The sequence below is a fragment of the Subtercola sp. YIM 133946 genome, from assembly GCF_036553535.1.
In the GTDB taxonomy this organism is placed as follows: domain Bacteria; phylum Actinomycetota; class Actinomycetes; order Actinomycetales; family Microbacteriaceae; genus Subtercola.
In genome coordinates this window covers 1-26,765 of record NZ_JAZHPE010000022.1, presented here as the reverse complement: position 1 = coordinate 26,765, position 26,765 = coordinate 1, and the positions used below count along the sequence as shown (strand labels likewise).

Here is a 26,765-nt window from a genome sequence, read left to right as displayed (position 1 = left end):
ATGCCCGACCCACCGCCGCTCGAAAGGGCCGGTCACTTCGGTGGCCGGCCCTTTTTCGCGCCCGCGGGCCGTCGTTTGCGATACTTCTGACATGCCGCATTACCTCGAAGACCTGCAGGCGGGCCAGACGTTCGTGACGCCCGGAAAGACCATCACCGAGGCCGAGGTGGTGATGTTCTCGGCCCTGACGAACGACAACAACCAGGTGCACACCGACGTCGAGTTCGCGAAGAACACCCGCTTCGGGCAACGCCTGGTGCAGGGGATGTTCGTGGCGTCGCTCGCGATCGGGCTGATCGCCCGCACGGGGGTGTTCGAGGGCAGCGCCGTCGCGCTGCTGAACGTCGACGGGTGGCGGTTCGAGCATCCGGTGTTCATCAACGACACTGTGACGTGCACGGTCGACATTCTCTCGACCCGGCTGACGAGCAGCGGGCGAACCGGTGTGGTGGAGCGACTGGTGACGGTGCGCAACCAGAACGGAGTGGCGGTGCAGTCGGGGCGCATGGACATTCTGGTGCTGACGCGGGCCGAGGCCGTCGCGGGCTGAGCTGCTGCGAGGCCCTGGCGTCACCGTTTTCGGTTTCGGGGGATGGGCTGGGAGGATGGGGGGATGACGAGTGCAGACCTGTCCGCTGTTCGCCCCCCAGCCGGGTCGATCACGGTCAGGCGCGCGCGCACGTCGGATGTGCCGTGGATTCAGCGACTCGTCGAGCCGCTCGTGCAGGAGCGCATCCTGCTCGGCAAAGACTCGGTGGTGTTCTACGAGGCGGTGCAGGAGTTCCGCATCGCCGTCGACGACGCCGGCACGCCCATCGGCTGCGGTGCGTTGCACGTGTTCTGGGAAGACCTCGGTGAGGTGCGCACCCTCGCGGTCGACCCCGCCTGGCTCGGCCGTGGCGTCGGCCACGCGTTGCTCGACGCGATCGAGGTGGATGCCCGCGAACTCGGTCTCTCGCGCCTGTTCTGCCTCACGTTCGAGGTCGCCTTCTTTGAACGCAACGGGTTCGTGGCGTCGCCGCTCGCGCTCGTCGACCCCGAGGTGTACGCCGAACTCGTGCGCTCGCCCGACGAGGGTGTCGCCGAGTTTCTCGACCTCGCCCGCGTGAAACCGAATACCCTCGGCAACACGCGCATGCTCAAGCACCTCTGACTGCTGCAGGTGGCCGGCTACGAGGTGTGCGTCTGCTACCTGACCCGCGTTCGGCCAGACGGGCGGCGCGAGGTTCTGCTGGGCCGCAAGCGCACCGGGCTCGGCCTCGGCAAGATCGTCGGCCCGGGCGGCAAGGTGGAGCCCGGCGAGAGCCCCATCGAGGCGATCGTTCGCGAGGTGAGGGAGGAGACGGGCATCCACGTGGCTGCGGATGCCCTGCGGCAGGTCGGGCGGCTGGAGTACGGGTTTCCGTTCCGCGAGGGGTGGAGCCAGAACTCGACCGTGTTCGTCGGGGAGCAGTGGCAGGGCGAACCCGTCGCGTCTGACGAACTGCAGCCGACCTGGTTCTCGGTCGACGCGGTGCCCTTCGATGAGATGTGGGACGATGCGAAGTACTGGCTGCCGGCCGTTCTCGCGGGCGACGGGGTGCACGCCTGGTTCACCTTCGCGGCCGACAACCAGACGGTGGCGGAGTCGAGCCTGCCGCTCGCCTGACGGCGTCAACCGAGGTTCAGCCGCAGAAACGAGACGAGGTCATCGGCGGCCCGGGTGGCCACGCGGATGATCGTGGGGTAGGTGACCCAGCCGTGGGGCGCCTCCGGGTAGTCGATGAGCGTCACGTCGGTTCCGTCGCCGGCCAGGCGCCGCGCGTACGCCAGGCCCTGGTCGTGCAGCACATCGTGCCCACCCAGCTGCACGAGGGCCGGTGGAAGGTTCGCGAGCGTTGCGGCGCGCAGGGGTGCGGCCCGGGCATCCGTTCGCGCCGGCGCGTCGCGTTCGGCTCCGAGATAGTAGTCGAGAAACGCGACCATGTCGGCCTGGTGCAGCACGGGGCTGCGAGCATTCGAGCGCATCGATGCGTCGTCGAGCACCGTGTCGGTGACGGGATAGATTAGCGCCTGCGCCGCGATGCGCGGTAGTGATCGCGCGGGGCCGCCGGAGTCGGGCGAGTCGCCGTGGGCTGATGGCGGTGCGGGTGCCGTGTCGCCGCCGTGGGATGGCGCGGTGCTCGCCCTGTTCGCGTCGCGAGCCAGAATCGAGAGCACCGCCGCGAGGTTGCCGCCCGCGCTGTCGCCGAAGACGGAGAGCCGGGCCGGGTCGGCACCCAGTTCGGCCGCATGGTCGGCGACCCACGCCAGGGCCGCGAGGCTGTCGTCGACGGCCGCCGGAAACGGGTGCTCGGGCGCCAGCCGGTAGTCGACCGCGACGACGACGGCGCCGAGCTGCGCCGCCACGCGCGACGGCAGCCAGTCGCACATGTCGAGGGCGCCGAAGAGCGTCCAGCCGCCGCCGTGCAGGTACATCGCGATCGGTAGGGGTGGCGCGCCGGCGGTGGGCAAGTGGGCCGGCTCGGCAGTGCGGGGGCGGTAGATGCGAATCGGGATGCCCGTCGAACTGCCGGGCGCGGGCGGGATGGTTCGATCATCCGTCGTCACGCGGGGGTCGCGCGCACCGAACAGCAGGCGACGAACGGGTGCCGGAACGTGCTGCATCGTCTGGTTGTGCGTGATGTCACCCGGGCTCATCGTGGCGATGTGCATCGACCGGAACCGGTTCATGAACCACCCCCACGCCCGCACCCGCAGCGGCATCGTTGTGGGTGCTGCCGGTGCCCCGCCCGTCACGGCGACCACTGCGGGTCGGTCAGGCGCGGCGATCGCGGCACCGCGCCCTGAGGCAGCCCGGCGCTGAACACCGAGAGGGCGACGTCGCTGCGGCCGAGCGAGAGGCGCTTGCGAAGCAGGCCGTGGGCCAGGGGCGAGTCGATCAGCTCGGAGTGCGGCGACACCGCCAGACCGCGGGCGTGGGCGTGCAGCCACAGGCGTTGTAGGGCGCGGCCGGCCTGCAGGGCATCCGGTTCGCTGACGCCGATGCGGCTGTCCATGGCCGCTGTGATGCGCGTGGTGTCGTCGGCCGCGGCGAGGCGTGCGTTGGCAACGAGAACGAGGTGGGTGGGGGAGTCGGGTGAGCTCTCGGCGAGCGACAACTCGAGCGGGCGCAGGCTGCGCGCCCGCTCGAGCGACTCCGACGCCCGGCCGACCATGCCCGCCGCCGCCAGCACCGGATCGCGCAGTCGCGCATACCGCGTGGCGGGCGCGGCCAGCCGGGCGAGGGGGCGCGGGATGCCCAGCATCACATCGGTCATGCCGTCGAGGGTGTACCGCGGGTGCGCCGGGTCGAGTCGCAGCCACTGCAGCAGCTCGCGCGCAATGCTGCGGCGCGATCCGGTGAAGGCGATGCCGAGGCGGCTGAGGTACGCCATGGCCCGGTCGTCGAGGCGGCGCAGCGAGAGCCACGGGGGCAGGTCGACATCGCCGAGGTTGTTCCAGGTCTCCGGATGCCCGGCGAGCCGCCCCCGGTAGACGGCGCGCCGGCGCACATCGTCGGGGGTGAAGGCAGAGCTGGCGGTGTTCGGGGTCTGTTCGACCAGCCGCAGGCGCACGACCGGCGCGTCGGGATCGGCCGGGCCGGTGACGGGCAACTCCTGCAGCCGAAGCAACGGCTCGAGCGTCTCGACCTCCACCCCGAACCCGGCCGCCGCCGCTCCGATGCTGAAGCTTTCGACCCAGGCGCCGATCGACAGCACCACGTCGCGAAAACTGGGGTCGCCGGCTGGCAGCGTTCGGCTCGGCACGATGGCGACCTCGACGCACAGCGCATCGTCGGCGTCGCGAGTCGGGCTGGTGCCCCCGCCCTCGTCGCGAGTCGGGTTGGTGCCCTCGCCCTCGTCGCGAGTCGGGTCGGTGCCCTCGCCCAGCGCCTCCGCCTCGGCTGCGGGATGCGGCGCCCGGCTCACCACGCGCGGCGACCAGGGCTGCGTGTTGTGCGGCGACGGCGACCGGCTGGCGAGCAGCACCAGCTCGTCGAGCAGCGAGCGGGTGACGGCCGCGGCGGGGCTCGCGGCGGGGCTGGCTGCCGAGTCGGTATTCGCCACAGGGTCGCGGCGTGAGTTGGGGCCGCCACTCGATGTGGCGTTTGTGGGTGGGGCGGTACCGCCGTCTGACGTGGCGTTTGCGCGTGGGGTGGTACCGCCGTTCGATGTGGCGTTTGCGGGTGGGGTGGTGCCGGTCATCCGTCAGCCTCCAGAGTGTGGGGAGCCGGCACGGGCCGGCGGTAGAACGTGTAACCCTGAAGCGGGTGGCCGCCGAAACGCGCGAACTGGGCGGTCGATGCAGGGTTGTCGCGGGCGATGTAGGTGCTGCGCAGCGACCGGTAGCCGCCCTCGCGCAGGTTCACCTGCAGCTGTCTGCTCAGCAGGCTCAGGATGCCCTGCCCCTGCCGCGACGGATCGGTGCCCTGAATCACCAGCACGGCATCCCGCCGGTACCGCGAGCGCGTCGCCAGGAGGCGCAGCTGGGCGGCGAGGTTGAGACGGCCGCCGACCCTCTGCACGAATTCGGTGATGTCAGGGATGACGAGGATGAACGCCAGGGCCTGACCGGAGCGGGCATCCCGAGCCAGCAACAGCAGGCGCTCGTCGAGCAGGAAGGCGAGGCCGTCGGTGGCGGCCGCCATCTCGGCCGGGGTGATGGCGGTGTAGTAGGGCAGCTGGTCGAACGAGGCGTTGAGCAGCCGCAGGAGCTCCGGCACGAGTGACGCCATGCGGCGCCGGCTGCCGTATTCGAGGCGCACGCCCGCGGCGCTGTATTCGGCCTCGGTCGGCGCGGTCGCGTCGGGCGAGGGGGTGACGATCCACGTGTCGGCGATGCCCCAGCCCTCGAAGCCGGCCCGTTCGTAGGCCGCGGGCACCCAGGCCGGGTTCCAGCCCGAGTCGACGAACCCCCGCTCGTCGAACCCCGACGTGATGACACCGCCCGACTGGTTCGGCAGCAGCGACACGGGGCCGAACAGCGCCTCGGCGCCCGTCTCGTGGGCACGCTGCTCGAGGTGGGCGAAGAGGGCGTCGGCGGCGGGCGGGTCGGCGAACTCGGTTGCTCCGAAGAGCAGCAGTCGCTCGCCGAGCTTGGCATCGAGGCGGGCGTCGGTGTGCACCGTGCTGCGGCCGACGACCGTGCCGCTGTCGTCGCGGGCCACGACGAACTCGATCGGCTCGGGATGCGGGCTGCGCCCGGTGAACCACGACCGGATGCTCGACTCCAGCAGCGGCACGTACAACGGGCTCGGCCACAGCCGCAACGGTAGCGCGATGAACTCCCGCAGCGCCCGCTCGTCGCCGACTCGCTCGACCCGTATCGTCATCCGGCCTGCCCGCCCTCGGTGGTGTCGGGTGCGGCGTGGTCGCCGTCGAATCGCGCCGCGCGGCCGTGATCGGCGCGCCCGGTCTGGCCGTTGTTGTCTCGCCCGGCGGCCATGCCCCCGGCAGCGGCGGCGCGCGTGGTGACCACGCCTGCGGTGGCGGCGGCCGGGGCCGAGTGCAGCCGGATGTAGCCGCCGGTGCCGTGCTTCGTGCCGTCGGTGATCCACTGCATGAGGTGGCGGTGGGCGGGCATCCGGGCGAAGCCGAGCAGATCGTCGCGCGTGGCGAAGAAGGCGAGAGTGCCGAGGGTGAAGGGCGGCTCCCAGTAGACGGTGTGCCAGACGTACCCGGGCAGGCGGCGCATGCGGGCGATCATCGGGTACCAGGTGCGCGACAGCGTGACCAGCGCCGCCGGCCCGCGGTACTTCGTGGCGCCCACGAACATGGCCTGCGCCTCGGTGACGGCCCTGCCGCCGCGCCCGGTGATCAGCGGAGCCGAGACGTGCGGTTGTGCGGGGGGTCGCGTGGCGGTGCCAGACGCGACGAGGGGCGGGGTGCGGCGTCGGGATGCCTCGGACGAGGTGGGGGTGAAGTGCTCGATGTGGGCCATGACGTTGCCCTCGGCTCGCCAGACTCCGTTGCTGTAGCCCGTCGGCTCGGCGTGCAGCAGCTGCACGCTGCCGGCGGCGGCGGACGTTCGGGCGACGAACGCCTCGGCGCTCGCGACGGAGGCGAAGAACACGAGCACGCCCGGCACCCCACGACGCCTGAACGTCTTGTGCCACACGTATCCGGGCGCCGCCGACACCTTCGACGGCACGGTTCGCACCTGCGCCAGGCCGGTCGCGTCGACCGGCAGCCCCACGGGCCCCCGGCGCTCGCCGCCGGGGCCCGCGGATGACCCGAACTCGACGATCACGACGGCCGCGGCGCGCCCCTGCTTCGGCGCCTTCGAGAAATCGCTGGTGCGCACTACGCCTGCCCGCCCGCCGTAGGGCCGCCACCCGCCGCCGCCTCGCCGCTCGTCACGAGGTAGACGTTCTTGATCTTGGAGGAGCCGCCCGCGAAGACACCCGTGCCATGCTCGTGCAGCTCGACGCGCACGTCGGAGGCTGTGGGGTCTTCGTCGAGCGACTGGGCGATGTCGCGCGAGACGGTGGCCAGGTGCCGCAGTACCCCGGCGGCCGAGCGGGCGCGCAACTCGTCGCGTTGCGGGGGCGTGAGTGCGGCATCCGGTCGCAGCTGAAGATGGATGACCGGCCGGTGCTCGAGCCCGCCGATGTCGAGCAGGCTGAGCTTGAACGACTCGATCGATGCCGCGTGCGGATTGTCGAGGTAGAGCCCGTTCTCGACGTCGAGCGGATAGATGTTGGCACCCATGTACGAGATCGTCGAGTCTTTGCGCCCGAACAGCAGCACGAACGGCAGTTTCATGCGTTGCGAGGCGAACGCCCGTTCGAACGCCAGCGCGAGCCGCGGAAACTGCGACACCCAGGCCTGCATCTGCGGGAACGACACGATGCGCGCCTCGTCGCCGATGTTGTAGCGCACCTTGGGACTCATGATCGCGGTGGAGTTCAGCGTGACGAGCAGTTCGTCGTCGGCGGTGGTCTCGAGGTAGGTCTCGAGCGGGTTGTACTGGAAGATCATGGGCGTGCGGTCTTCGTCTGCCCCGAGCACCAGCGCTCGCAGGTCGGAGTTGGCGACCAGGCTGCGCCGCAGCCACACCGAGAGGTCGCTCTCACCGGCCATTCCGATGGTGAGGTCTGAGGCTCCGTAGCCCGAGTAGACGCGCACGAAGCGCTGTTCGATGTAGTCGCGCAGGCCCTCGGTGAGTGCCTCGCCGCCGACGAAACCGTTGAGCTCGTGGGCATCCCAGTCGAAACCCTCGGCGTCGAGCCGGTCGCGCAGGTGCTTCAGAAAGGGCGGGTACGCGCTGATCAGGTACGTGTAGCGCGGCCCGAAGTGCCGCAGGGTGTCGACGATCTTGTCGATGTCGGGCCCCGTGTTCTTCACCATCGCGACCTTCGACATGGCGAGCCCGGTGTTCGTGCCTGTCGCCCACGCACCCATCGAGAACGCATTGATGCAGAACAGCCGCCGCGACCCGAAGAGCAGGGTGATGTACCCAGCCACATTGGCGTGCACGGTGCGCAGTTCGTCTTTCGAGCGCATCCAGTTGTAGGGCGTGCCGCTCGACCCGCTCGACTCGTCGACCACGGTTCCCACCGTCACGATCTGGCCGCCCCAGCAGCGGTCGTCTTCGCTGTAGCGGTCGACGTACTCCTTCTTCGAGGTGGGCCGGTACGCCTCGAGCCGCCACCACCGAAACCGGAAGCCGTTCTCGTCGAGGTACCGGCGGTAGGCGGGCACGTCGAGGTAGGCCTGCTGGCAGATCATCCACGCGTTCAGCCGGGCGAAACGCTCGAACGACGGGTGATAGTGCCGCGCCGTGAACCGCCACAGCACCGGGTGCAGCCGATACACCCCGTACACGGCCGTCACGAGGGCGGTCGCGACGCGCAGCGCGGCCTGGCGCACACCGCGGGCCACGCGGTCGCCGGATGCCCGGCCGCCCGGCGCGCCCGAGCCGAGCCGGGCATCCCGAACGCCCCTCGCGGGCTCGACAGCAGCCATTCGACGCTCCTTCTGGTAGTTCTGAGAGAATATCAGCGCCCTACGACATCGCGTCGATGTGCAGCCGATCGGCAGGTTCGCCCGGCGGCGCAGCGCACTATTCTAAGGAGAGCCGCGGGGCACGCCAGACCGCGAGGCGCACAAGGAGCTGCACAATGATCTTGCACGGTGTCGGAGTCGGTCGCGGGTCAGCAGTTGCACCGACGCTCCGGATGCCCGAACCCCTCGCCGAGCCGGCCGACGAGCCGAGCGTGGCCCCGCCCGCCGACGAGTTCGCGCGCATCGAGGCTGCACTCGCCCACGTGGCGGCCGACCTCGAGGCGCGCGGCGCCGCGGCCGGCGGAGAGGCCCGAGACGTACTGAACGCGCAGGCGCTCATGGCGCAGGACCCGACGATCGCCGACGACATCCAGGCCCGGCTCGGCGACGGTAAGACGGCCGATCGTGCCGTCTTCGAGGCTTTCGCGGGCTTTCGCGACCTGCTGCTGCAGATGGGCGGCTACATGGCAGAACGGGCCACCGACCTCGACGACGTCTCGCAGCGCATCATTGCGCGGCTGCGGGGCGTGCCGGCGCCGGGCGTACCCGAGTCGGCGACCCCGTTCATCCTCGTCGCCCACGACCTCGCACCCGCCGACACCGCCCTGCTCGACCTCGCAAAGGTGGTCGGGCTGATCACCCGCGAGGGCGGGCCCACCTCGCACACGGCCATTCTGGCGCGGTCGAAGTCGATTGCGGCGATCGTGGGGGTGCAGGGCGCGGAAGGCCTGGTCGACGGCACCCTCGTGGTTCTCGACGCGGCCGCCGGAACGGTCGACACCGAGCCGAGCGACGACGCGCTCGCCGAGGCGCGGGTGCGCATCGCCGAGCGTGCGGAGGCGGCCGAGGCACCGCTCACGCCGGGAACGCTGGCCGACGGCACCGCTATTCCGCTGCTCGCCAACCTCGGGTCGGCCGACGGCGCCGACGAGGCGGTCGCGCTCGGCGCCGAGGGCGTGGGGCTGTTCCGAACGGAGTTCCTGTTTCTCGACGCGACCGAGGCTCCGTCGGTCGAGACGCAGGTGGCCGAGTACGAGCGCATGCTGCGCGCCTTCGTCGGCCACAAGGTCGTCGTTCGGGTGCTCGATGCGGGGGCAGACAAGCCGCTGAGCTTTCTGAACGACGAGAAGGAGGAGAATCCGGCGCTGGGATTGCGGGGCATCCGGGCCCTGCGGGCGAGCGAACAGATTCTGCGCGACCAGCTGACCGCGCTGGCGATCGCCGAGGCGCGGGTGAACCGGCATGCCGCCGACGAGCATCCGCGGCACGCCCGTGACCTCGGCAGCCTCGAGTTCGGCGACGAGGAGGTGGATGCGGCGGAGTCCACGCGGAGCTTCGGACAGCCCGGCCGGGGCAGCCAGTCCGACAACCAGGGCGACGGCGGCCGTGCCGGCACCGTGGGCGAGCTCGGGCAGCCCACATCGCCCAGCGACCAGGTCGAGGTGTGGGTCATGGCGCCGATGGTGGCCGACTACGACGACACCTCGTACTTCGTGTCGCTGGCGCGGGAGCTCGGCGTGCGCGTCGCCGGTGTGATGGCCGAGGTGCCGTCGCTCGCGGTGGTCGCCGACCAGGTGTTCGAGGTGGCCGACTTCGTGAGCATCGGAACGAACGACCTCACCCAGTACACCCTCGCCGCCGACCGCCTGCTCGGTTCGGTGGCGAATCTGCAAGACCCGTGGCATCCGGCCGTTCTGCGGCTCGTGGGCATGATCGGCCGCGCCGGCCGTGACGCCGCCAAACCCGTGGGCGTGTGCGGTGAGGCGGCGGCCGACCCCATGCTCGCGGTCGTGCTCGTCGGTCTCGGTGTGACCACTCTCTCGATGACCCCGGCGGCACTGGCGGATGTTCGCGCCGAACTCGCGCGCCACTCCCTCGCCGAGGCGCAGGAGCTGGCGCGCACCGCCGTCACCCAGACCTCGGCGGCCGCCGCCCGCGACGCCGTCACGCGCCTGGCCGCCGCGAACGCGGTCGGCTGACCCCGCCGCCGCGACCTCGGGAACGCGGTCGGCCGGCCGACGCCGTCCCGCTTTCCGCACCTGGGGCGGCAACCCCACCCCACCCCACCCACCCCACCCCCCCCACCCCCCCCATTTTGCGCAGAAGCACGCTAACGAGCGCCAGAAGGTGCATCTGCGCAAGGTGGACGGCACCGACACGCGGGGGTGGGCGGGCGCAGGAGCTCGGAGGGCCGGAAGCTGGGAGGGCACCCAGAGTCGACCGGGGAGCGGGCATCCGCGCCACGTCAATACCAGGGGAGCAGGGGCGCAGACCGTAGCCTGAGGGTATGTCTGCCACCCAGCCGCCGCGACGCCGGGTCTCGCCGAAGGTGTACCGCCGGCGCCGCCTCGTGGTGCTGTTGGGGCTCGTGGTCGTCGTCGTGGTGGTGCTGCTGGTCATCCTGAAGCCCGGGTCGGGCAAGGCCGAGACCGCCGCCGTGCTGCCCACGGCGGCCGCGACGAACGGCGGCGCTGCGGGCGGGCTGGGTGCGACCCCCGGCGTCACAGGCTCGGCCACCGACCCCGCCGCGACGGGAGCGGCCGCCGACCCCGCCGGGGCCGCAACCGGTGGCGCGACAGGCGCCGCCGCCCCGACGGATGCCGCCGCCGACCCGGCCGCGACAGCCGCACCCGCCTCCGCCGCACCCGCCTCCGCCGCACCCGCCGCCGGCGCCGACGGCTCGCAGGCCTGCGCCGCCGGCAACATCACGGTGACGGCGATCACCGATTCGAACGACTACTCCAGCGGCAACCAGCCGATGCTCTCATTCAGCATCGTCAACACCGGCTCGCAGCCGTGCACCATCAACGCCGGCACCTCGAAGCAGGTCTACACGATCACCAGCGGAACCGAGGTCTACTGGCTCTCGACCGATTGCCAGACGGGCGCGACCGACACGATGGCCATGCTCGCCCCGGGCCAGCTCGTCACGTCGACTCCGTTCGCCTGGAACCGCACCCGCTCGTCGCCGTCGACGTGCGACTCGGCGTCGCCCGTGTCGGCTCCGGCCGGCGGAGCGTCGTACCACCTGTCGGTCTCCGTCGACGGAATCCAGGCGGCGCAGACGGCCCAGTTCATCCTCGAGTAGCGGCCGCACAGTCTCGAGTGTCGAGTTGTGGGGGGCAGTGTCGAGTCGCAAGTCGCAGCGCAGGCTCGACTGTCGACTGTCGGGTGTCGAGTGTCGAGTCGCGGTGGCAGTGTCGAGTGTCGAGTTCCGAGTCGCGGGGCGGGCTCGACTGACGAATCGAGGGGGCGCCAGGGTCGGCTCCGGATGCCCGCCCAGCCCGGCCACGCCTGAGTGGTCGACCGTGCCGCCGTTCATGCCCCGGTAACCAGAGCGTGCGGCGCCGCGGATAGCATCGAGACATGTCGACCCTCGCGCGAACGTCTGCAGAGCATCCGCTCGACATCGTCACCGCCGAGGGTGTCGTGCGCGGCGTGCGCGAGCGGGGCATCGAGACGTGGCGGGGCATCCCGTACGCAGCGGCACCCGTCGGGGCCCTGCGGTTTCGGGCGCCACTTGCGCCGGTGGAATGGCAGGGCGTTCGCGACGCCCGGCAGTTCGGGGCGGTGGCGCCGCAGTCGCGTGAGGGCAACTTCATCGGGGCGGCGAAGAACGCGCCGATGAGCGAAGACTGCCTGACGCTGAACGTCGTGCGCCCGGCGCGTGGCGGGGCCCCGCGGGCAGACGGCGGGGCCTCGCGGGCAGGCGGCGGGGCCTCGCGGGCAGGTGGCGGGGCCCCGTCGCCGACGGGTGGTGCTGACCCCCGACCGTTCGATGGTGCTACCTCGCGGGCGGCGGTTGGTGCTACCTCGCGGCCGGCGGCCGGCGCGGCCCTGCTGCCGGTCATGGTCTTCATCCACGGCGGCGCGTACAGCGTCGGCTCGTCGGCCGAGGTTCCGCGCAACGGAGAGACGCTGGCCCGCGACGCGGACGTCGTCTATGTGAGTATGAACTACCGGCTCGGCGCCCTCGGCTTTCTCGACTTCACGGCGTACGCCACCGACGAGCGGCCGATCGAGAACAACCTCGGGCTGAGAGACTGCGTGGCGGCGCTCGAATGGGTGCGGGCGAACATCCGCGCGTTCGGCGGAGACCCCGACCGCGTGACTCTGTTCGGCGAGTCGGCGGGAGCCAACGCCGTCACGACGCTCATGACGGTACCCCGGGCATCCGGCCTGTTCCACCAGGCGATCGCCCAGAGCTCGCCCACGAACGCGGTCTATCCGCCCGACCTCACCCGGGTGTGGGCCGAGCAGTTCGTCGAGCTTCTGAGCGAGCGCGTGTCGAACGACAGCGTGGAGAACACCAGCCCCGAAGACGCCGGCGAGATGCTCGTGACGGCCGACTGGCGCGACCTGATCAGGGCGACGGATGCTCTGACCATGCGTGCGCCCGACGACGATCCGGGAACCATCGCCCTGTGCCCCGTCATCGACGGCGACTTTCTGCCCGAACGCCCACTCGACGCGTTCAAGGCCGGCCGCGCGCATCCGATTCCCCTGATCATCGGCACGAACGATCGTGAGGGATCGCTGTTCGACGGACGGCTCGACATTCTGGCCACCACGCCGAAACGCATCCGGGCGATCTTCGCGAAGACGAAGAAGAAGGCGCGCAAGGCCATCAAGGCCGAATACCCCGGGCTGCCGGCGAAGCGGCCGGCCAACGACTTCGGCGGCGACTACGCGTTCTGGTACCCGACCGTGAAGGTCGCCGAGCGGCACTCGCGGTACGCCCCGGTGTTCTTCTACCGCTTCGACATCGCGCCCCGGCTGGTGCGGCTCGCCGGCTACGACGCCACGCACGGGCTGGAGCTGTTCGCGGTGTTCGACCGCATGAACGGGGCGTTCGGCCGAACGATGACGCTGCTCGGCGGGCGGCGGGCGTTCCTGCGCGTCGGAGCCCGGATGCGGCGGTACTGGGGTGCGTTCGCGTACACGGGCGACCCGAACGGCGCTGCTGTGTGTGGTGCGACCGCGGGCGGTGCGGCTGCGGGTGGCGAGCCCTCGGATGTCGGCAGCGAGCCCACGGGTGCCGGCTCCGGCCCCGACTCGGTCGGCGGCACCGAAAACACGGGTCACGCGACCGCGGGCGGTGCGGCGGCGGCCCCGGTTCGGGATGCCCGCTCCGCCAGCCGGCTCGTACCGCGCCCGTGGCCGCGCTACGACGAGCAGACCCGCGAGACGCTCATTCTCGACACGGTCGACCGCGTCGAATCAGACCCCCGGGCATCCCGTCGCCTCGCCTGGCAGGCGTTCGTGCCGCACGTCTAGCCCTGGCCGGCCCCACCACCCGGCCCCGCCTCCTGCGGGCGAACCGTGCCACCCGGCCCCGCGCCCTGCGGGCGAGCCGTGCCACCCGGCCCCGCGCCCTGCGGGCCAACACCGCCACCCGGCGCGGGCTCCCACCGCGGGTCGGCCATCAGCCCGCGCAGCGCCGCCAGGGTCTCGCGCAGCAGGTCGGGCAGCGGCGTAGCCCCGTCGCTGGCCAGCCACCGGCCGATCGACACCCCGAACACCGTCACCGTCACCTGCGCGATGAGCGCCGCCTCGAGCGTGTCGGTTCCGCGCGCCTCGAAGCCCGAGCGCAGCGCCTCAGACAGCGCCGACATCTTGTGCATCTCACGCTCGCGTAGGCCGTCGTCTGACTCGATGACGGCCTTGCGGCGCTTGAACAGGTCGACTCCGCCCGAGAACTGGGCCGCCGCCACCCGATCGAGGCCGCCCGCGATGATCTGCATCGGGCTCAGCGAAGGGGGAGCCTCCGCGATCATCTGACGGGCCAGAGCCGCGACATCCTGGTCGCTCGCGAACAGAACCTCGCGCTTGTCTGCGAAGTGGCGAAAGAACGTTCGGGTCGTCAGCCCGGCGCGCGCCGTGATCTGCGGAACCGTCGTCTCGGCGAAGCCCTGCTCAGCGAACAGCTCCAGCGCAGCGCTCTCGAGGCGTTCACCTGCGTTCGGCTGCCATCTGCTCATGAAACCATTCTAGGTGATGACACGTCGTGTCGTCATGATGTACGGTGATGGCACGGCATGTCATCAGACGACACCAGCGACAGGAGCAGCAGCATGACGAACGAGATCTACATTCTGGGCGCGACCGGCCGAACCGGTCGCGACGTCGCCACCCGGCTGCATTCGGCAGGCGTGCACCTCGTGCTCTGCGGGCGTTCGCGCGACAGCCTCACGCGCCTCGCGGCCGAGCTCGGCGGCGGGCACCGCGTGATGGTGGGCTCGCTCGAGTCGATGCTCGGGCACCTGGCAGAGGATGCCCCGGCTGTGGTCGTGAACACCGTCGGCCCGTTCGCGGCCACCGCCCTGCAGGTCGCCCGTGCCTGCCCGCCCGGCACCCACTACGTCGACATCTCGAACGAGTTCTCGTCGGTCGACGACCTTCTGCGCTTCGACCGCCAGGCCGCAGCCGCCGGCCAGGTGTTCGTCACGGGCGCGGGGTTCGGCGTGCTCGCCACCGAGAGCGCCGCCCTCCGGCTCGTGCAGGGGCGCGGGCGTCCGTCGCGGCTGCGAGTGGACGCCCTGCCCTCGCTCGCCCTCGACGGCGGCCTGCTCGGAGCAGCCCTCGCGGGCAGCATCGTCGAAGTGATCGAGTTCGGCGGGCGCGAGGTACGCCAGGGGCGGCTGGTGCGGTCGGCCACCGCCGAGCATCCGCAGACCGTCGTCACCCCCGACGGCGACACCCTCTTCACGGCCGGCGGGGCGAACGGCGAACTGCTGGCGGCGTGGCGCGCCACCGACGCAGACGAGGTCGTGGCCACGTCGACCGCGGCACCCCGCAACCCGGTCGTGCGCAGGGTGGTGCTGCCGGTGCTGCAGGTGGTGGTGCGGATGCCCGGGGTCGCCGGTCTGCTGCGCGGGCGTATTGCGCGAATCCGGCTGACGGCCGCCCGGATGGCACGCCGTTCGTCGTGGGCCCGGGCGCGTGGCGAGTGGGATGCGGCGCCCGCCGTCGACCGCGGCGCTCAGACTGCTGCGTCCGGCGAAACGGCTGCGTCGGGCCGCACGACCGTCGAGTGCTGGCTGCAGGTCGGCGACGCCGGGGTGTTCACCGCCGACGTCATGGCCGAGGTCGCGCACCGCCTGCTGAGGGGGGAGGGTCGCCCGGGCGCCCACACTCCCGGGGCACTGTTCGGTACCGAACTCGCCGAATCGCTCGGCGGCACATTCACCGTCGTCGAAACAACCCCCACTGTGGAAACAACCCCCACTGTCAAAACCACCCCCGCGAAGGACCTCTCATGACCCAGCCCACCAGTCACCACGCGAACGGGCCCGCGGCGGCGGGCGAGCCGGGCAGCCGCCCCCGCAACCAGGCGGCCTGGCTGGATGGCCCTTTCGCAGCCCTCACCGTGCGCCCGGCGCCGTACACAGCTCCTGACCCAGACGAGATCGTCATCCGCAACCGGGCCATCGCGGTGAATCCGCTCGACGAGATCAAGCAGGCGACGGGCAACCTGATGTACCGCTGGCTGCCCTACCCCAGCGTGCTCGGCGAAGACGTTGCGGGCGAAGTCGTCGAGGTGGGCAGCGCGGTGACGCGCTTCAGTGTCGGCGACCGGGTGCTCGCCTACGTCGTGGGCATGGAGAAGGGCCGCAATCACCAGCCGGAGGGCGGATTCCAGCTCTACTCGGTCGCCCGTGCGATGCTCGCGGCGCCCCTGCCCGAGAGCCTCAGCTTCGAGCAGGCGGCCGTGCTGCCGCTGGCGGTGTCGACGGCGGCGTCGGCGCTGTTCCAGTCTGATCAGCTCGGCCTGCGGCATCCGGTGCCCGTGCCGCCGGCCGAGGCGGCGCCGGCCGGCGGGCGCGAAGCCGTGGTGGTCTGGGGCGGCTCGACGAGCGTCGGGAGCAACGCCATCCAGCTCGCCCGGGCCGCTGGGTACGAGGTCGTCACGACGGCCTCGCCGCACAACCACGACGTCGTACGCCGGCTCGGCGCGAGCCACGTCTTCGACTACGCAAGCCCGACGGCGGTGCGCGACATCGCGGCCGTGCTCGCCGGGGTCACGGTGGCCGGCGTGTTCGCTGCCGGAACCGGCTCAGCCGAACCGGCCGTCGCCGTCGCCATCGCGACCGGCGCCACGCGGGTGAGCCTGGCCAGCCCGTCTGTCTCGCTGGGCGGGCTGCCGCAGCGTCGTGGGCCGAGTCGTGCGCTGCTCAGGGTGGGCGTCGGGATGATCGGGGGCAACGTTGCGCTGCAGGTGAGGTGTCGGCGGCGGGGCATCCGCGCCCGCTTCGTGTGGGGCAGCAGCCTCATGACCAACGAGGTCGGCCCGATGCTGTGGCAACGGTTCCTTCCTGCGGCCCTCGCCGACGGACGCTATCTCGCCGCCCCCGCCCCCCACGTCGTCGGCTTAGGCCTCGACCAGGTGCAGCCAGCCCTCGCCGCCCTGCGCCGTGGCGTTTCGGCCCGCAAACTCGTCGTCACCCTCTGACGCTGTTGGGTGCTCGTGGGTGGGCGCTCCCGGTTGCTCCTAGGCGGTGGGGGTCTCGGGGCTGTTCGCCGTAGCCGCGCCAGCAGCAGGTGGCGTAGCCGCGCCAGCAGCAGGTGCCGCACCCGCGCCAGCGGCAGGTGCCGCACCCGCGGCGGCGGCCGCGCCGCCTGTGCCGAAGGCGCGGTGGAACGCGGGTCTGATCTGGTGCTCGCCCGGGCCGAGCACGGTGGCGAAGCCGAGCCGGCGCGCCTCGGTCGAGCGCAGGGCGGCGGAGGTCACCTGCCGCACCTCACCCGCGAGGCTGATCTCGCCGAAGGCGACGAAGCTCTGGGGCATCGGGCTGTCGCTCGAGGCCGACGCGATGGCCAGGGCGATGGCGAGGTCGGCCGCGGGTTCGGTGAGTTTCACGCCGCCAACGGTCGACACGTACACGTCTTTGTCGCTCAGGCGCATCTTGAGGCGTCGCTCGAGCACCGCGAGCAGCATCGAGACGCGCGAGGCGTCGACCCCGTTCGTGACGCGGCGAGGGTTGGGGGCGTTCGACGCGATGACCAGCGCCTGCACCTCGACCGGCAGGGCCCGGCGGCCCTCGAGCGCGATCGTGACGCAGGTGCCCGTGGCCTGCTCGACGGCGTTGCTCAGAAAGAGCCCGCTGGGATCGCTGACCTCGCGGATGCCCTGCCCCGTCATCTCGAAACACCCGACCTCGTCGGTGGGCCCGAACCGGTTCTTGAGAGTGCGCACGAAGCGCAGGGCGGTCTGCCGGTCGCCTTCGAACTGGCACACCACATCGACCAGGTGTTCCAGCACCCGCGGGCCGGCGATCGAGCCGTCTTTCGTGACGTGGCCGACGAGCAGAATCGGCAACGACCGCTCTTTCGCCACTCTGATCAGCGCCGACGCGACCGCCCGCACCTGAGCGGGGCTGCCGGCGCCGCTGTCGATGGCAGAGTTCGACACGGTCTGCACCGAGTCGACGATGACGAGGTGCGGCATCACCGCGTCGATCTGGCCCAGGATGGTCGCCAGATCGGTCTCGGCAGCGAGCATGAGTGTCGGCGACAGTGACTGCGTACGTTCGGCCCGCATCTTGATCTGGCCCACCGACTCTTCGGCGCTGACGTACAGCACCCGCAGGTGCTCGGAGGCCGCCCGGGCCGCCAGCTCGAGCAGCAGCGTCGACTTGCCCACGCCGGGCTCGCCCGAGAGCAGGATGGTCGCACCGGGCACCAGCCCACCGCCGAGCACCCGGTCGAACTCGCCGATTCCGGTGGCCCAGTGGGTGGTGGCGTCGGTGTCGATCTCGGTGATGGGCCGCGCGATGCTGCCCTCGTCGACCTTGATTGCCTTCACCTGCCCGGCCATGGCGGCCGACTCGAGGGCCGACACCACTGTTCCCCACGACTGGCATTCGCCGCACCGGCCGGCCCAGCGCGGCGTGGTCCACCCGCACTCGGTGCACTTGAAGTTGCTGATCGGCTTAGTCGGCATGTGCCAACGATAGGCCGCCCCACCGACACGGCCGCTCTGACGCCCCGGCATGGGGGAGAGAGAACCGCGGTTCGTGCCTGTGGAGAAACCGATCATCCGGGCGTCGGGAGGCCGATCATCCGTTCTGCAGACAACCGCTCATCCGTTCTGCAGAACCGATCACCCGTTCTGCAGACAACCGCTCATCCGTTCTTCTGAATGAACGCGAGCGAGACGTCGGCCACGTCTTTCCAGCCGTGGTCGATCACCAGTGAGTGCCCCCGACCCTCGATTTCGGCGATCTCGGTGAGCCCCGGATTCTTCTTCGCCTGCAGCTTGTACATGGCATGCGTGATGGCCAGGGGAACGGTGTTGTCGGCTGTTCCGGCAACGATCAGCAGCGGCCCACGGTCGGGGTTCTTCGTGTCGACCTTGGCCTGGGTCCACGGGTTGACGTTCGCCGACGCGGCCTCGAAGAGAGGCACGGCGGGAGCGGCGACGTGGTACGTATCGTAGAGCTCCCTCGCCTCGTCTTCGGGCAGCGCGTTGGCCCAGCCGTAGGTGAACTGCTCGAAGGTCAGCGTGACCGCCTTGCCGTAGTTGGCCGGATTGCCGAGAACCGCAGACGACGACTTGAGCGACGACAGGGGAAGCGGCAGAACTCCGCGGAACGGGGCCGGGTCGATCGCGACGGTGGCGCGCGAGACCCCCGAGCCGGCCAGTCGCTGGGCGATCAACCCTCCGAAGGAGTGCCCGACCACGGCCGGTTTGACGGTGAGCCGGTCGATCGCCGCGAGGTAGTGGTCGGTCACCCCCTTGATCATCTTCTTGGCGAAGACATCGGGTTCCGCCCGCGCCGCCTGCACGTCTTCGGGATCGTCGGGCCATGCGGGCGCGATGGTGGCGTAGCCGGCCTCCTGGAACAGGGCGCGCCACCGATCCCAGCTGCTCGAGAGCAGCCAGAGGCCGTGCACGAAGACGACGGGCGTGAGCCCGGATTCGTTGGCGGCGGAGATGTCGGCGAGTTCGTGATCGGTCAGGTCTGGCATCGGTTCTCCTCATGACGGGCGATGGTTCGAAAACCTGCGTTCCAGAGGGCGAACCGAGCGCCGCCCCTGCCCACGACACTAGCGCTGCAAGCGCTCTCACGGGAGAGGAGAAACCGAGAAACTCGGCGATCTACGCCTCAGGATCCTCCGACCTACGCCTCAGGATCCTTCGGCGCGCCCAGGCGCTTGCCCTGGGCGGCGAGCGTGGCCGCGCGCTCGGCCAGCCGGCGCTTGACCTCGTTCTGGGTCTCTTCGATGACCGCGGGGTCGAGAGGGGCGTTCACCTTCTGCGGCGCCCCGTGGTACTTCTCAATGTAGGCGTCGAGCTCGGGCCCCGAGGTCCAGGAGGTGATCAGGCAGTAGCGCGGCTCGGGTCCGGCCTGCCACACGGCGTGCCAGAAGCGCTGCGTGTCGACGATGATCTGCGAGCCGGCCGGCAGCGGAATGCGCACCTCGGTCTCGGGGTCGAAGCGGTCTTCGCGCAGGATGAGCATCGACTCGGGGTCGTCTGACAGGTTGAAGAAACCGCGCACGATCCACCCGGTGCCGTCGGGGTTCAGCCGGTTGTTGTCGTCCTGGTGCAGGTTGTAGATCGCGCTGGTGTAGTCGTTGGGCTGCAGCTCGATGACCCGGCAGCGGCCGATGTTCGCGCCCGGCTCTTCGGCGCGGGCCTTCAGAATCGGCGCCTTCTCGACGTTCTCCTGCACCCACACGCCGTCTTTGTCGGTGCGCGGGGGAGTGTGGTTCCAGAACCCGTTGCACTCCATCTCGCCGAACGCGCTGGCGAGCGGCGCGAACCGGGTGTCGCCCGACGACTTCCAGTCGACGTACTCGAGGTCGAGCCACTCTTTCGGATCGGCGGCCTGGTCGTACGAATCGAGTACGACATAACCCGTGTCTGCGAACGCAGCAGATCTGATGTAGCTCATGTGGGTGAACATGCCCTTTCGAAAACAGACCACGCGCGTTTAAACATGGTCTACTAAGGCGAGCCTAACACGCAGGGTCAGGGCCGACCCAGAGCGTTACGGCACCCAGCGCCTGAACACCTCACTGTCGTTCAGGGCGCTGCGCTGGCCGCCAGAGAGTACGATCTCGTCACCGTCGACGGTCAGCTGCGTGCGGTGCGCCGCCAGCGCTCGCCGCTTCGCCGGCCTGAACTCACCGAGCGGCACGACGTGGTCGCCGATCTCCGCGTCGACGGCCCGCGGCACGATCGTATAGACAGGTACGCCGATGCGTGCGGCGACGGCCACAGCCGCGTCGTGCATGCGCACGTGGTCGGGATGCCCGTACCCACCGTTCGCGTCATAACTCACCAGCACCTGCGGATGCACCTCGTCTGTCACCGACAGCACATCGGCGATGATCTCGTCGAGCTGGGCCCTCGAGAGGGCGTCGGCCGGGGCATCCTCGGCGGCGATCGCCACCCCGTCGGACTCCCACTGCATTCCCGAATCGGAATACCTCCGCGGCGGCAGCCCGGCGGCCCGCGCGCCGGCAGCACCCAGAAACCGGTGATCGCCCACCCCCAGCTCCACCATCGCGGCGTCGAGTTCGGCGACCCGCGTCTCGGCGAGTCCAGGCGAGCCCTCGAGGCGTTTCAGCGGCCCCGGCACGACCTCGCCGCGCTCGCCGCGGGTACCGGTGATGAGTACCACCCGCACCCCGTCGGCCGCGAGTCGCGCCATCAGGCCGCCGGTCGACAGCGTCTCGTCGTCGGGGTGGGCGTGCAGCAGCACGACCGCCGCGTCGAGAGTGCCGCCATAACGGCCCACGTCGGTGTCGGGGCGTGTCAGCTCGTCGAAGACCATTGCTCCACCCTACCGATGCGGTATTTTGGCGCTATGACCACGCCTCGAGAGCAGCAGCAGCGCCGTGACGAGGCACTGGGCGACACAGACTGGGCGACCCCACCGGCGGGCGTCACGGCTTCGACGTTCGAGGCGCCGAGCGGGCCGCTGGCGGTCTGGGAGGCGGGAGAGGCCGGGCATCCGCGGGTCGTTCTGCTCGCCGGAGTGACCGGATCGAAGGAGGACTTCTTCTACGTGTTCGGCGAACTGGTCGCCCACGGCTTTCACGTGCAGAGCTACGACCTGGCGGGGCAGTACGAATCACACCGCGCCGGCCCCGAGAACCTGTCACCGCCGAGGCGGCACTACGACTACGACCTGTTCACCGGCGATTTGTTGGCGTTCATCCGCTCGGGCGAGGCGCCCGTGCACCTGCTCGGCTACTCGTTCGCCGGAATCGTCGCCGAGCTCGTGGCGGCCGACCATCCAGACCTCGTCGCCAGCCTCACCCTGCTCGGCTCGCCTCCGACGCCGGGCCAGTCATTCCGGGGTATCAAGCGCCTCGGGCCGTTCAGCGGCCACGCTCCCGACCGAGTGGCCGCCGCCCTGATGCGCTGGGGGGTCACCACCAACGTCCTGCACGTGCGCCCCGGACGGCTGGCCTTCGTGCGGTCGCGTTTCACCTACACGCGGCGGTCTTCGCACGCCGACATCATGGGGTTGATGAAACGGGTTCCGGATGTTCGTGCCGATCTTCAGGCGTCGGGCATGCCCATCGACGTGGCGGTCGGAGAGCACGACCTGTGGCCAACGGCGCTTCACGCGGCCAACGCCGAGGCGCTCGGAGGCCGCCTGCACGTCTACCGCACCGGACACAGCCCCTGCGAAGACGCCCCCTTCGAGCTCAGCTTCGACCTGCTCGACCTCTTCGAGCGCGCCCGCCCGGCGCTCTGAGGAGACCCGGCTGCCCGCCACGACGCGGCGCCCTGACGCGACCCGGCTGCCCGCCACGGCGCGCCGCCCTGACGCGACCCGGCTGCGCACCGCGACGCGCCGCCCCGACGCAACCCGGCTGGCCGCCACGACGCGGCGCGCGGGCCGCTCCACCGACGACATCCGCCACGCGGCCCCGCCACGCGCGGCCACCCGGTGCCACGGCCGCTCCTCTGCCCAGTTCACGGCGAGCGTCGCGAACGCCCAGTCGAGCCGCCGGCTGAAGCCGCTGAGCGTGTCGAACGGGCGCGCCGAGATGGGCATCCGCATCGCCTCCACGAACCGTACCCGCATCGCCGGAGTCAGCCTCATCGAGATGTCGAAGTCGTCGTGCATGCGCGGATTGTCGAGGTGCAGCCCCGCCCGGATGCCGCGCCACGCGCTCGACCGCAGGGCGAAGTTCGACCCGAACAGCGGAACGTGCCCCATCAGCGCCCGCACCGCCACGAAGTAGCCGCCCAGGTAGAAGGTCTCGCCGGCCCAGCGCACTAGGGCCGTGCCGCCGTAGTATTCGCCCGGCCCCGTGACGCCGGTGAGCCCGGGGTCTTCTGTGAAAGCCCGCTCGATCTGCGCCACCCAGTCGGCCCTCGGCAGCGAGTCGGCGTCGATGCGCGCCATGATGTCGGCCGGCGGGCTGGCACCTGAGACGTAGTCGAAGCCGGCCACCGTGGCGTGCGGGATGCCCGCGACCGGCTCGAAGACCACGCTCGCCCCGGCCCGGCGAGCCACCTCTGCCGTGGTGTCAGAGCTGCCGTTGTCGACGACGACGATCTCGTCGGGGCGGCGGGTCTGCCGAGCGAGCGCAGCGAGGCATGCTTCGAGCATGTCGGCGTCGTTCCGCGCCGGTATCACCACCGAGATCGAAAGCATTGCCCTTCGAGCCTAGCGCTCGCCAGCACGCCGACCAGTGGCGCGAGGCAAACCGCCCGTCCGCCCGCGGCGCGCCGACCCGCCCGCGGCGAACCGCCAGTGCGCGGCGCACCGACCCGTCTGCCCGCCCGCGGCGAGCCCCGCGACACCGCGCGCCGCCACGGCGCCGAAGGGCCGCGCGACACCGCGCGCCGCCAGGGCGCCGACGGGCGGCGCGTCAGATCGCGCTCTGCTCCGCCCAGAGGTTGATGCCCGCCTCGGTCGCGTACTCGTCGATCACGCCGAGCTCGCCGTCGTCGAACGAGAGATTGTGCGTCGCCGCGAGGTTGTCTTCGAGCTGCTGCACGCTCGACGCGCCGATGAGCACTGAGGTGACCCGGTCATCCCGAAGCGCCCACGACAGGGCGAGCTGCGCCAGCGACTGGCCGCGGCCGGCAGCGATCTCGTTGAGGCTCTTCACCCGCGCGATGGTCTCGTCGTTGATGAAGCCTTTCTGCATCGACCCGTTCTGAGCCGCCCGCGAGTCGGCGGGGATGCCGTCGAGGTACCGGTCGGTCAGCAGGCCCTGGGCGAGCGGCGAGAAGGCGATGCAGCCCACCCCGAGCTCGCCGAGGGTGTCGAGCAGACCGCCCTCGATCCAGCGATTGAACATCGAGTACGACGGCTGGTGGATGAGCAGCGGCGTACCCATCTCGCCCAGAATGCGCGCAGCCTCGACAGTGCGCTCGGGCGAATAGCTCGAGATGCCCGCGTAGAGCGCGCGACCGCTGGTGACGGCCGTGTGCAGCGCGCCCATCGTCTCTTCGAGTGGTGTCTCGGGGTCGGGCCGGTGCGAGTAGAAGATGTCGACGTAGTCGAGCCCGAGCCGGTCCAGCGACTGGTCGAGGCTCGCGAGCAGGTATTTGCGCGAACCGAGGTCGCCGTAGGGGCCCGGCCACATGTCCCAGCCGGCCTTCGACGAGATGATCATCTCGTCACGGTAGGGCCTGAAGTCTTCGGCGAAGATGCGGCCGAAGTTCGTCTCAGCGCTGCCGTACGGCGGGCCGTAGTTGTTGGCGAGATCGATGTGCGTCACGCCCAGGTCGAACGCCCGGCGCAGAATCGCCCGCTGCGTGTCGGTGGTCGTGGTGTCGCCGAAGTTCTGCCACAGCCCCAGCGAGACGGCGGGCAGTTTCAGCCCGCTTCGGCCCGAGCGACGGTAGGGGAGCTTTTCATAACGGTCTTCTGCAGCAATGTAGGTCACGGTTCCAATGTAGTCACGACTCCGGATGCTCGGAGGGGCTTGCTCGGCCGCGCTCCGTCGGTCGTTCCAGCGTCAGCTGGGTGTTGCCGACCCGCCGATTGGCGCGCCGTGCGGCCGTGCCGTAAAGTATCCCCCGGTACCGTGTCCGAGCGGCCGAAGGTGCAACTCTCGAAAAGTTGTGTGCTTGAAAGAGCACCGTGGGTTCAAATCCCACCGGTACCGCCACTCTCAAACCGCCTGCTTCCCTTTATTTACAAGGAAGTCAGGGGGTTTTTCTTATGCTCTGGACCTCGTTTGGACACATTTTGGACACACTTGATTTTGCCTTGGCCTCACCGAGAGCCAAAGCAACCGCATCAAGGTCATCGTCGAAGAGGTCTGCGTAGGTGTCAAGCGTCATGGCAGCCGAGGCGTGTCCGAGCATCCGCTGCACGGCTTTGACGTTTGCTCCTGAGCTGATCGCGAGACTCGCCGCCGTGTGACGAAGATCGTGCACGGTGACCCGCTGAAGATCGGGATCGACCTTCTGCGCGGCTCTCACGGCGGACGCGAACCATCCTCTTCTCGAGTCGGGAAGACGAATGTGGCCGCTTGGGCCAGAGAAGAGGAGTTCATCTTTCGACTTGCCAACGCATCGAGCGGCTAGCGCCTCCGAAAGGAATGGCGGATATGGAACGCTTCGGCTCGAATGGTTCTTCGGTGTTCCGATGACGATTGGACCACCGACCTGAACGGCATTCTCTGTGACGCTCACGCGACGGCGCAGTGCGTCGAGACTCCGGACTCGCAGCGCCGTCGCTTCGCCCCACCTGAGGCCGGTGTATGCGAGAAAGAGCACCAGATCGCCCTGGTCGCCGGCCTGATCGGCCACAAGCTGAACCTGGCCGTGCGATAAATACACACGAGGCTTCGGAGTCTTGCGTGGCAGGTTCACACCGCGAGCCGGATTCGACATGACTCGGCGGTCCTTGACGGCAACATCGAGAATGGCGGCGAGGATCCCGTATGCGCGCAGAACTGTTGTTGCACTTCGATCGCCGCTCAGCTTGGATACCCATGCTTGTACTTCACTGTGACGTATATCGCCGACGGAAATCGGACCCCACGAGGGCTCCACGTGCAGTCTCCAAGCCACCTCGACGGCGCGAAACGACGACGGTTTGAGATGAGTCTGGTGCGTCATCCACGTTGCTCCGAGTTCGCCGATGGACGCCCGTGCCTCACCTGCATCAATGTAGGTGCCCGTGTCTTTCGCAGTTTCGACCTCGCGCAGAAAGCGCTCGGCTTCCCTCTTCGTGATGAAACCGTTCTTTCGCGTTTGTGTGTGATCAGGCTTTCGAAATCGAACGCGGTATTTCTTCCCCGACGCTGATTCGTAGGACTCGATGGTTCCCAAGTCTTGCTCCTTCCTAACCGCTTAGCCGCTCGAAGCGCGATCTGAACCGTCCTCTATGCTGCCCATCCGTCGAGGTCCCATCCCGCGGAGGTGAGGTAGGACTCGAGTTGGTCGATGCGGCGTTGCACGTTCGCGATGCGTTCGGGTGTGGACTCCCAGGTTTGTTGGTTCATTTGGTCCTCTGTGAGGTTGTCTTCTTTTTCGATTTCCAAGATGGCGTGTAGGCGTCTTCGTTCTTGGAGTTGCTGGTGCAGTTCTCGCATGGCCTGGAGTTCTGCCCGTTCGGATCGTTCGTCTTTGGTTTTCCACCGGTATGCGCCGTCTGTAGCTCCGGTGAGCCATGCGTCGAACTCGATCGTCGACATGCCCTGAAGGTCCGGGCCGAGGTTTGGCACGTCGGGTCCGTGCAGCGGCAGGCCGGCCGGCGCGAGCAGGAATAGGGGTGGGACGCGGAGGGCGTGTGCGATGTTGAGGAGTTGGCTGACGGAGAGTTCGACTTTGCGGCCGGCTTCGATGTTCTGGATCACCGCTTCACTGAGCGTCTCGACCGGGATGGCGTCGGCGAGGTCGCGTGCGGTGGTCATGCCGCGTTGTTTCCGGGCGGCGGCGATGCGTTTGCCGATACCCAACTCAGTCCTAAAGTCTGCCATTTCGACAGCCTAGCAATTCTATGCTTGTCAAACCAAATCGGTGATCGTATTGTGAATCCAACAACACAAGTTGATCACAACCTCCGAAAGGACAAACCATCATGGACGACGAATACATCAACCCCGCCACCCTCAGCCAACTCTGCGGCGTCAGCGTCCCCGGCCTCGCGCAACTCCGCTACCGGGGACTTGGCCCGAGGTTCTACAAACCGACACCGAAGACGGTGCTCTACAAGATGTCTGAAGCGCTGGAGTGGATCGAGTCCTCCGCTCAGATCCGGACCGGTACTCGGTCGCGTGCCTACTGAGACGGTGGGGTTGTACGCGGCGAAGAATGCCGTGCTCGTCGCCGCACAACTCGAGCTCGGGTCGAATGCCGCACGGCTGCTGCTGCACATGGCACTGGAATGCTGGGACGACCACGACAACCCCGCCGGCACATCGCCTCGGCGGTACTTCGGCGGGCGGGAAATGTCCGCCATCGCGCTCGGGTTCCTCGCACCCGAGAACGGCTCCGATCGTGCCTTCCAGGTCGTCAACCGCACCATCCGTGAACTCCTCGGCAAAGGTGCTATACGGCGCGTGCGGTCGGGGCGCAGCGGTCAGCGGGCAGAGTTCGAACTGCTCCTCGACAGCAGCCGACCACTCACCATGAAGCGGCGGCTCAACCCGGTCGTGGACCTGACCGAGAGGCGCGGTCAGGGTGTCACTTTCTGACCACCTCAGGGTGTCACTCAGTGACTACCCCAGGGTGTCACTTGGGACTGCTGACGGTTTAGTTGACTCCTACCGTGTGAGAATTTTGTTCTCGCTGGAAGGATG

At 69.7% G+C, this 26,765-nt stretch carries 24 protein-coding genes, 1 tRNA gene and 1 pseudogene; 12 read left to right on the top strand and 14 right to left on the bottom strand.

What is annotated here, in order from left to right:
- Positions 1 to 91: 91 nt before the first annotated feature.
- From V3W46_RS07545 to V3W46_RS07535, 3 genes are all read left to right on the top strand, one after another.
- Complete coding sequence (locus V3W46_RS07545; protein ID WP_331782479.1) at positions 92 to 550, top strand: MaoC/PaaZ C-terminal domain-containing protein; 459 nt, start codon at positions 92 to 94, stop codon at positions 548 to 550.
- A gap of 63 nt (positions 551 to 613) precedes the next feature.
- Positions 614 to 1,153 carry an amino-acid N-acetyltransferase gene (locus V3W46_RS07540; RefSeq protein WP_331782478.1) on the top strand — a complete coding sequence of 180 codons (540 nt, stop codon included), beginning with the start codon at positions 614 to 616 and terminating at the stop codon, positions 1,151 to 1,153.
- 9 nt (positions 1,154 to 1,162) lie between these two features.
- Positions 1,163 to 1,648, top strand: a complete 486-nt coding sequence (locus tag V3W46_RS07535; RefSeq protein WP_331782477.1) for an 8-oxo-dGTP diphosphatase — start codon at positions 1,163 to 1,165, stop codon at positions 1,646 to 1,648.
- Positions 1,649 to 1,653: 5 nt separating this feature from the next.
- On the opposite strand, the gene V3W46_RS07530 is transcribed toward V3W46_RS07535, so the two are convergent.
- Genes V3W46_RS07530 through V3W46_RS07510 form a run of 5 tightly spaced genes read right to left on the bottom strand, consistent with a single transcriptional unit; the run spans position 1,654 to position 7,988 of the window.
- The gene (locus V3W46_RS07530) at positions 1,654 to 2,787 is read right to left on the bottom strand and encodes an alpha/beta hydrolase (RefSeq protein ID WP_331782476.1); all 1,134 of its coding nucleotides are present in this window, start codon (positions 2,785 to 2,787) and stop codon (positions 1,654 to 1,656) included.
- Complete coding sequence (locus V3W46_RS07525) at positions 2,775 to 4,226, bottom strand: nitroreductase family protein (RefSeq protein WP_331782475.1); 1,452 nt, start codon at positions 4,224 to 4,226, stop codon at positions 2,775 to 2,777. Before V3W46_RS07525 ends, V3W46_RS07530 begins: the two co-directional genes overlap by 13 nt.
- Positions 4,223 to 5,353 carry a hypothetical protein gene (locus V3W46_RS07520; protein ID WP_331782474.1) on the bottom strand — a complete coding sequence of 377 codons (1,131 nt, stop codon included), beginning with the start codon at positions 5,351 to 5,353 and terminating at the stop codon, positions 4,223 to 4,225. Before V3W46_RS07520 ends, V3W46_RS07525 begins: the two co-directional genes overlap by 4 nt.
- Positions 5,350 to 6,324, bottom strand: coding sequence for a hypothetical protein (locus V3W46_RS07515; protein WP_331782473.1), 975 nt, complete (start codon positions 6,322 to 6,324; stop codon positions 5,350 to 5,352). Before V3W46_RS07515 ends, V3W46_RS07520 begins: the two co-directional genes overlap by 4 nt.
- A complete protein-coding gene (locus tag V3W46_RS07510) occupies positions 6,324 to 7,988 on the bottom strand; it encodes a phenylacetate--CoA ligase family protein (protein ID WP_331782472.1) in 1,665 nt (554 codons plus the stop codon). Before V3W46_RS07510 ends, V3W46_RS07515 begins: the two co-directional genes overlap by 1 nt.
- A 155-nt stretch (positions 7,989 to 8,143) precedes the next feature.
- On the opposite strand from V3W46_RS07510, the gene V3W46_RS07505 reads away from it, so the two are divergent.
- The 3 genes from V3W46_RS07505 (at position 8,144) to V3W46_RS07495 (ending at position 13,304) form a co-directional block, all read left to right on the top strand.
- A complete protein-coding gene (locus V3W46_RS07505) occupies positions 8,144 to 10,006 on the top strand; it encodes a phosphoenolpyruvate--protein phosphotransferase (RefSeq protein WP_331782471.1) in 1,863 nt (620 codons plus the stop codon).
- Positions 10,007 to 10,314: 308 nt separating this feature from the next.
- Positions 10,315 to 11,115 (top strand): hypothetical protein, encoded by an 801-nt coding sequence (locus V3W46_RS07500; RefSeq protein WP_331782470.1) that lies wholly within the window; start codon positions 10,315 to 10,317, stop codon positions 11,113 to 11,115.
- A 278-nt stretch (positions 11,116 to 11,393) separates the two neighbouring features.
- On the top strand, positions 11,394 to 13,304 hold the full coding sequence (locus V3W46_RS07495) for a carboxylesterase/lipase family protein (protein WP_331782469.1): 1,911 nt from the start codon (positions 11,394 to 11,396) through the stop codon (positions 13,302 to 13,304).
- Here the strand turns inward: V3W46_RS07495 and V3W46_RS07490 are convergent.
- Positions 13,301 to 14,008 (bottom strand): TetR/AcrR family transcriptional regulator, encoded by a 708-nt coding sequence (locus V3W46_RS07490; RefSeq protein WP_331782468.1) that lies wholly within the window; start codon positions 14,006 to 14,008, stop codon positions 13,301 to 13,303. The two genes, V3W46_RS07495 and V3W46_RS07490, sit on opposite strands and share 4 nt — an antisense overlap.
- Before the next feature lie 93 nt (positions 14,009 to 14,101).
- Between V3W46_RS07490 and V3W46_RS07485 the strand changes: the two genes are divergently transcribed.
- Together V3W46_RS07485 and V3W46_RS07480 are read left to right on the top strand one after the other, a co-directional pair.
- Positions 14,102 to 15,289 carry a hypothetical protein gene (locus V3W46_RS07485; RefSeq protein WP_331782467.1) on the top strand — a complete coding sequence of 396 codons (1,188 nt, stop codon included), beginning with the start codon at positions 14,102 to 14,104 and terminating at the stop codon, positions 15,287 to 15,289.
- Complete coding sequence (locus tag V3W46_RS07480) at positions 15,286 to 16,479, top strand: zinc-binding alcohol dehydrogenase family protein (RefSeq protein WP_331782466.1); 1,194 nt, start codon at positions 15,286 to 15,288, stop codon at positions 16,477 to 16,479. The genes V3W46_RS07485 and V3W46_RS07480 overlap by 4 nt, the downstream gene beginning before the upstream one ends.
- 39 nt (positions 16,480 to 16,518) lie before the next feature.
- Here the strand turns inward: V3W46_RS07480 and radA are convergent, their stop codons facing one another.
- From radA to V3W46_RS07460, 4 genes are all read right to left on the bottom strand, one after another.
- A complete protein-coding gene (gene radA / locus V3W46_RS07475) occupies positions 16,519 to 17,970 on the bottom strand; it encodes a DNA repair protein RadA (protein WP_331782465.1) in 1,452 nt (483 codons plus the stop codon).
- Between the two features lie 182 nt (positions 17,971 to 18,152).
- Positions 18,153 to 18,998: an alpha/beta hydrolase gene (locus V3W46_RS07470; RefSeq protein ID WP_331782464.1), complete on the bottom strand. Its 846-nt coding sequence runs from the start codon at positions 18,996 to 18,998 to the stop codon at positions 18,153 to 18,155.
- 152 nt (positions 18,999 to 19,150) lie between these two features.
- Complete coding sequence (locus tag V3W46_RS07465; protein WP_331782463.1) at positions 19,151 to 19,927, bottom strand: hypothetical protein; 777 nt, start codon at positions 19,925 to 19,927, stop codon at positions 19,151 to 19,153.
- A 96-nt stretch (positions 19,928 to 20,023) separates the two neighbouring features.
- Complete coding sequence (locus V3W46_RS07460; RefSeq protein ID WP_331782462.1) at positions 20,024 to 20,812, bottom strand: PIG-L family deacetylase; 789 nt, start codon at positions 20,810 to 20,812, stop codon at positions 20,024 to 20,026.
- A 33-nt stretch (positions 20,813 to 20,845) separates the two neighbouring features.
- Between V3W46_RS07460 and V3W46_RS07455 the strand changes: the two genes are divergently transcribed.
- Positions 20,846 to 21,745: an alpha/beta fold hydrolase gene (locus V3W46_RS07455; RefSeq protein WP_331782461.1), complete on the top strand. Its 900-nt coding sequence runs from the start codon at positions 20,846 to 20,848 to the stop codon at positions 21,743 to 21,745.
- Positions 21,746 to 22,003: 258 nt separating this feature from the next.
- Here the strand turns inward: V3W46_RS07455 and V3W46_RS07450 are convergent.
- Positions 22,004 to 22,609: pseudogene (locus tag V3W46_RS07450) on the bottom strand (glycosyltransferase family 2 protein); the annotation flags it as partial.
- 262 nt (positions 22,610 to 22,871) lie between these two features.
- Positions 22,872 to 23,897, bottom strand: a complete 1,026-nt coding sequence (mgrA, locus tag V3W46_RS07445) for an L-glyceraldehyde 3-phosphate reductase (RefSeq protein WP_331782460.1) — start codon at positions 23,895 to 23,897, stop codon at positions 22,872 to 22,874.
- Positions 23,898 to 24,032: 135 nt separating this feature from the next.
- On the opposite strand from mgrA, the gene V3W46_RS07440 reads away from it, so the two are divergent.
- Positions 24,033 to 24,122 (top strand) — tRNA-Ser (locus tag V3W46_RS07440).
- Positions 24,123 to 24,159: 37 nt separating this feature from the next.
- Here V3W46_RS07440 and V3W46_RS07435 read toward each other — a convergent pair.
- Together V3W46_RS07435 and V3W46_RS07430 are read right to left on the bottom strand one after the other, a co-directional pair.
- Complete coding sequence (locus tag V3W46_RS07435) at positions 24,160 to 25,293, bottom strand: tyrosine-type recombinase/integrase (protein ID WP_331782459.1); 1,134 nt, start codon at positions 25,291 to 25,293, stop codon at positions 24,160 to 24,162.
- 53 nt (positions 25,294 to 25,346) lie between these two features.
- Complete coding sequence (locus V3W46_RS07430; protein WP_331782458.1) at positions 25,347 to 25,943, bottom strand: helix-turn-helix domain-containing protein; 597 nt, start codon at positions 25,941 to 25,943, stop codon at positions 25,347 to 25,349.
- 101 nt (positions 25,944 to 26,044) lie between these two features.
- On the opposite strand from V3W46_RS07430, the gene V3W46_RS07425 reads away from it, so the two are divergent.
- A complete protein-coding gene (locus tag V3W46_RS07425) occupies positions 26,045 to 26,251 on the top strand; it encodes a helix-turn-helix transcriptional regulator (protein ID WP_331782457.1) in 207 nt (68 codons plus the stop codon).
- A gap of 10 nt (positions 26,252 to 26,261) precedes the next feature.
- Complete coding sequence (locus V3W46_RS07420) at positions 26,262 to 26,660, top strand: hypothetical protein (RefSeq protein WP_331782456.1); 399 nt, start codon at positions 26,262 to 26,264, stop codon at positions 26,658 to 26,660.
- Positions 26,661 to 26,765: the final 105 nt, after the last annotated feature.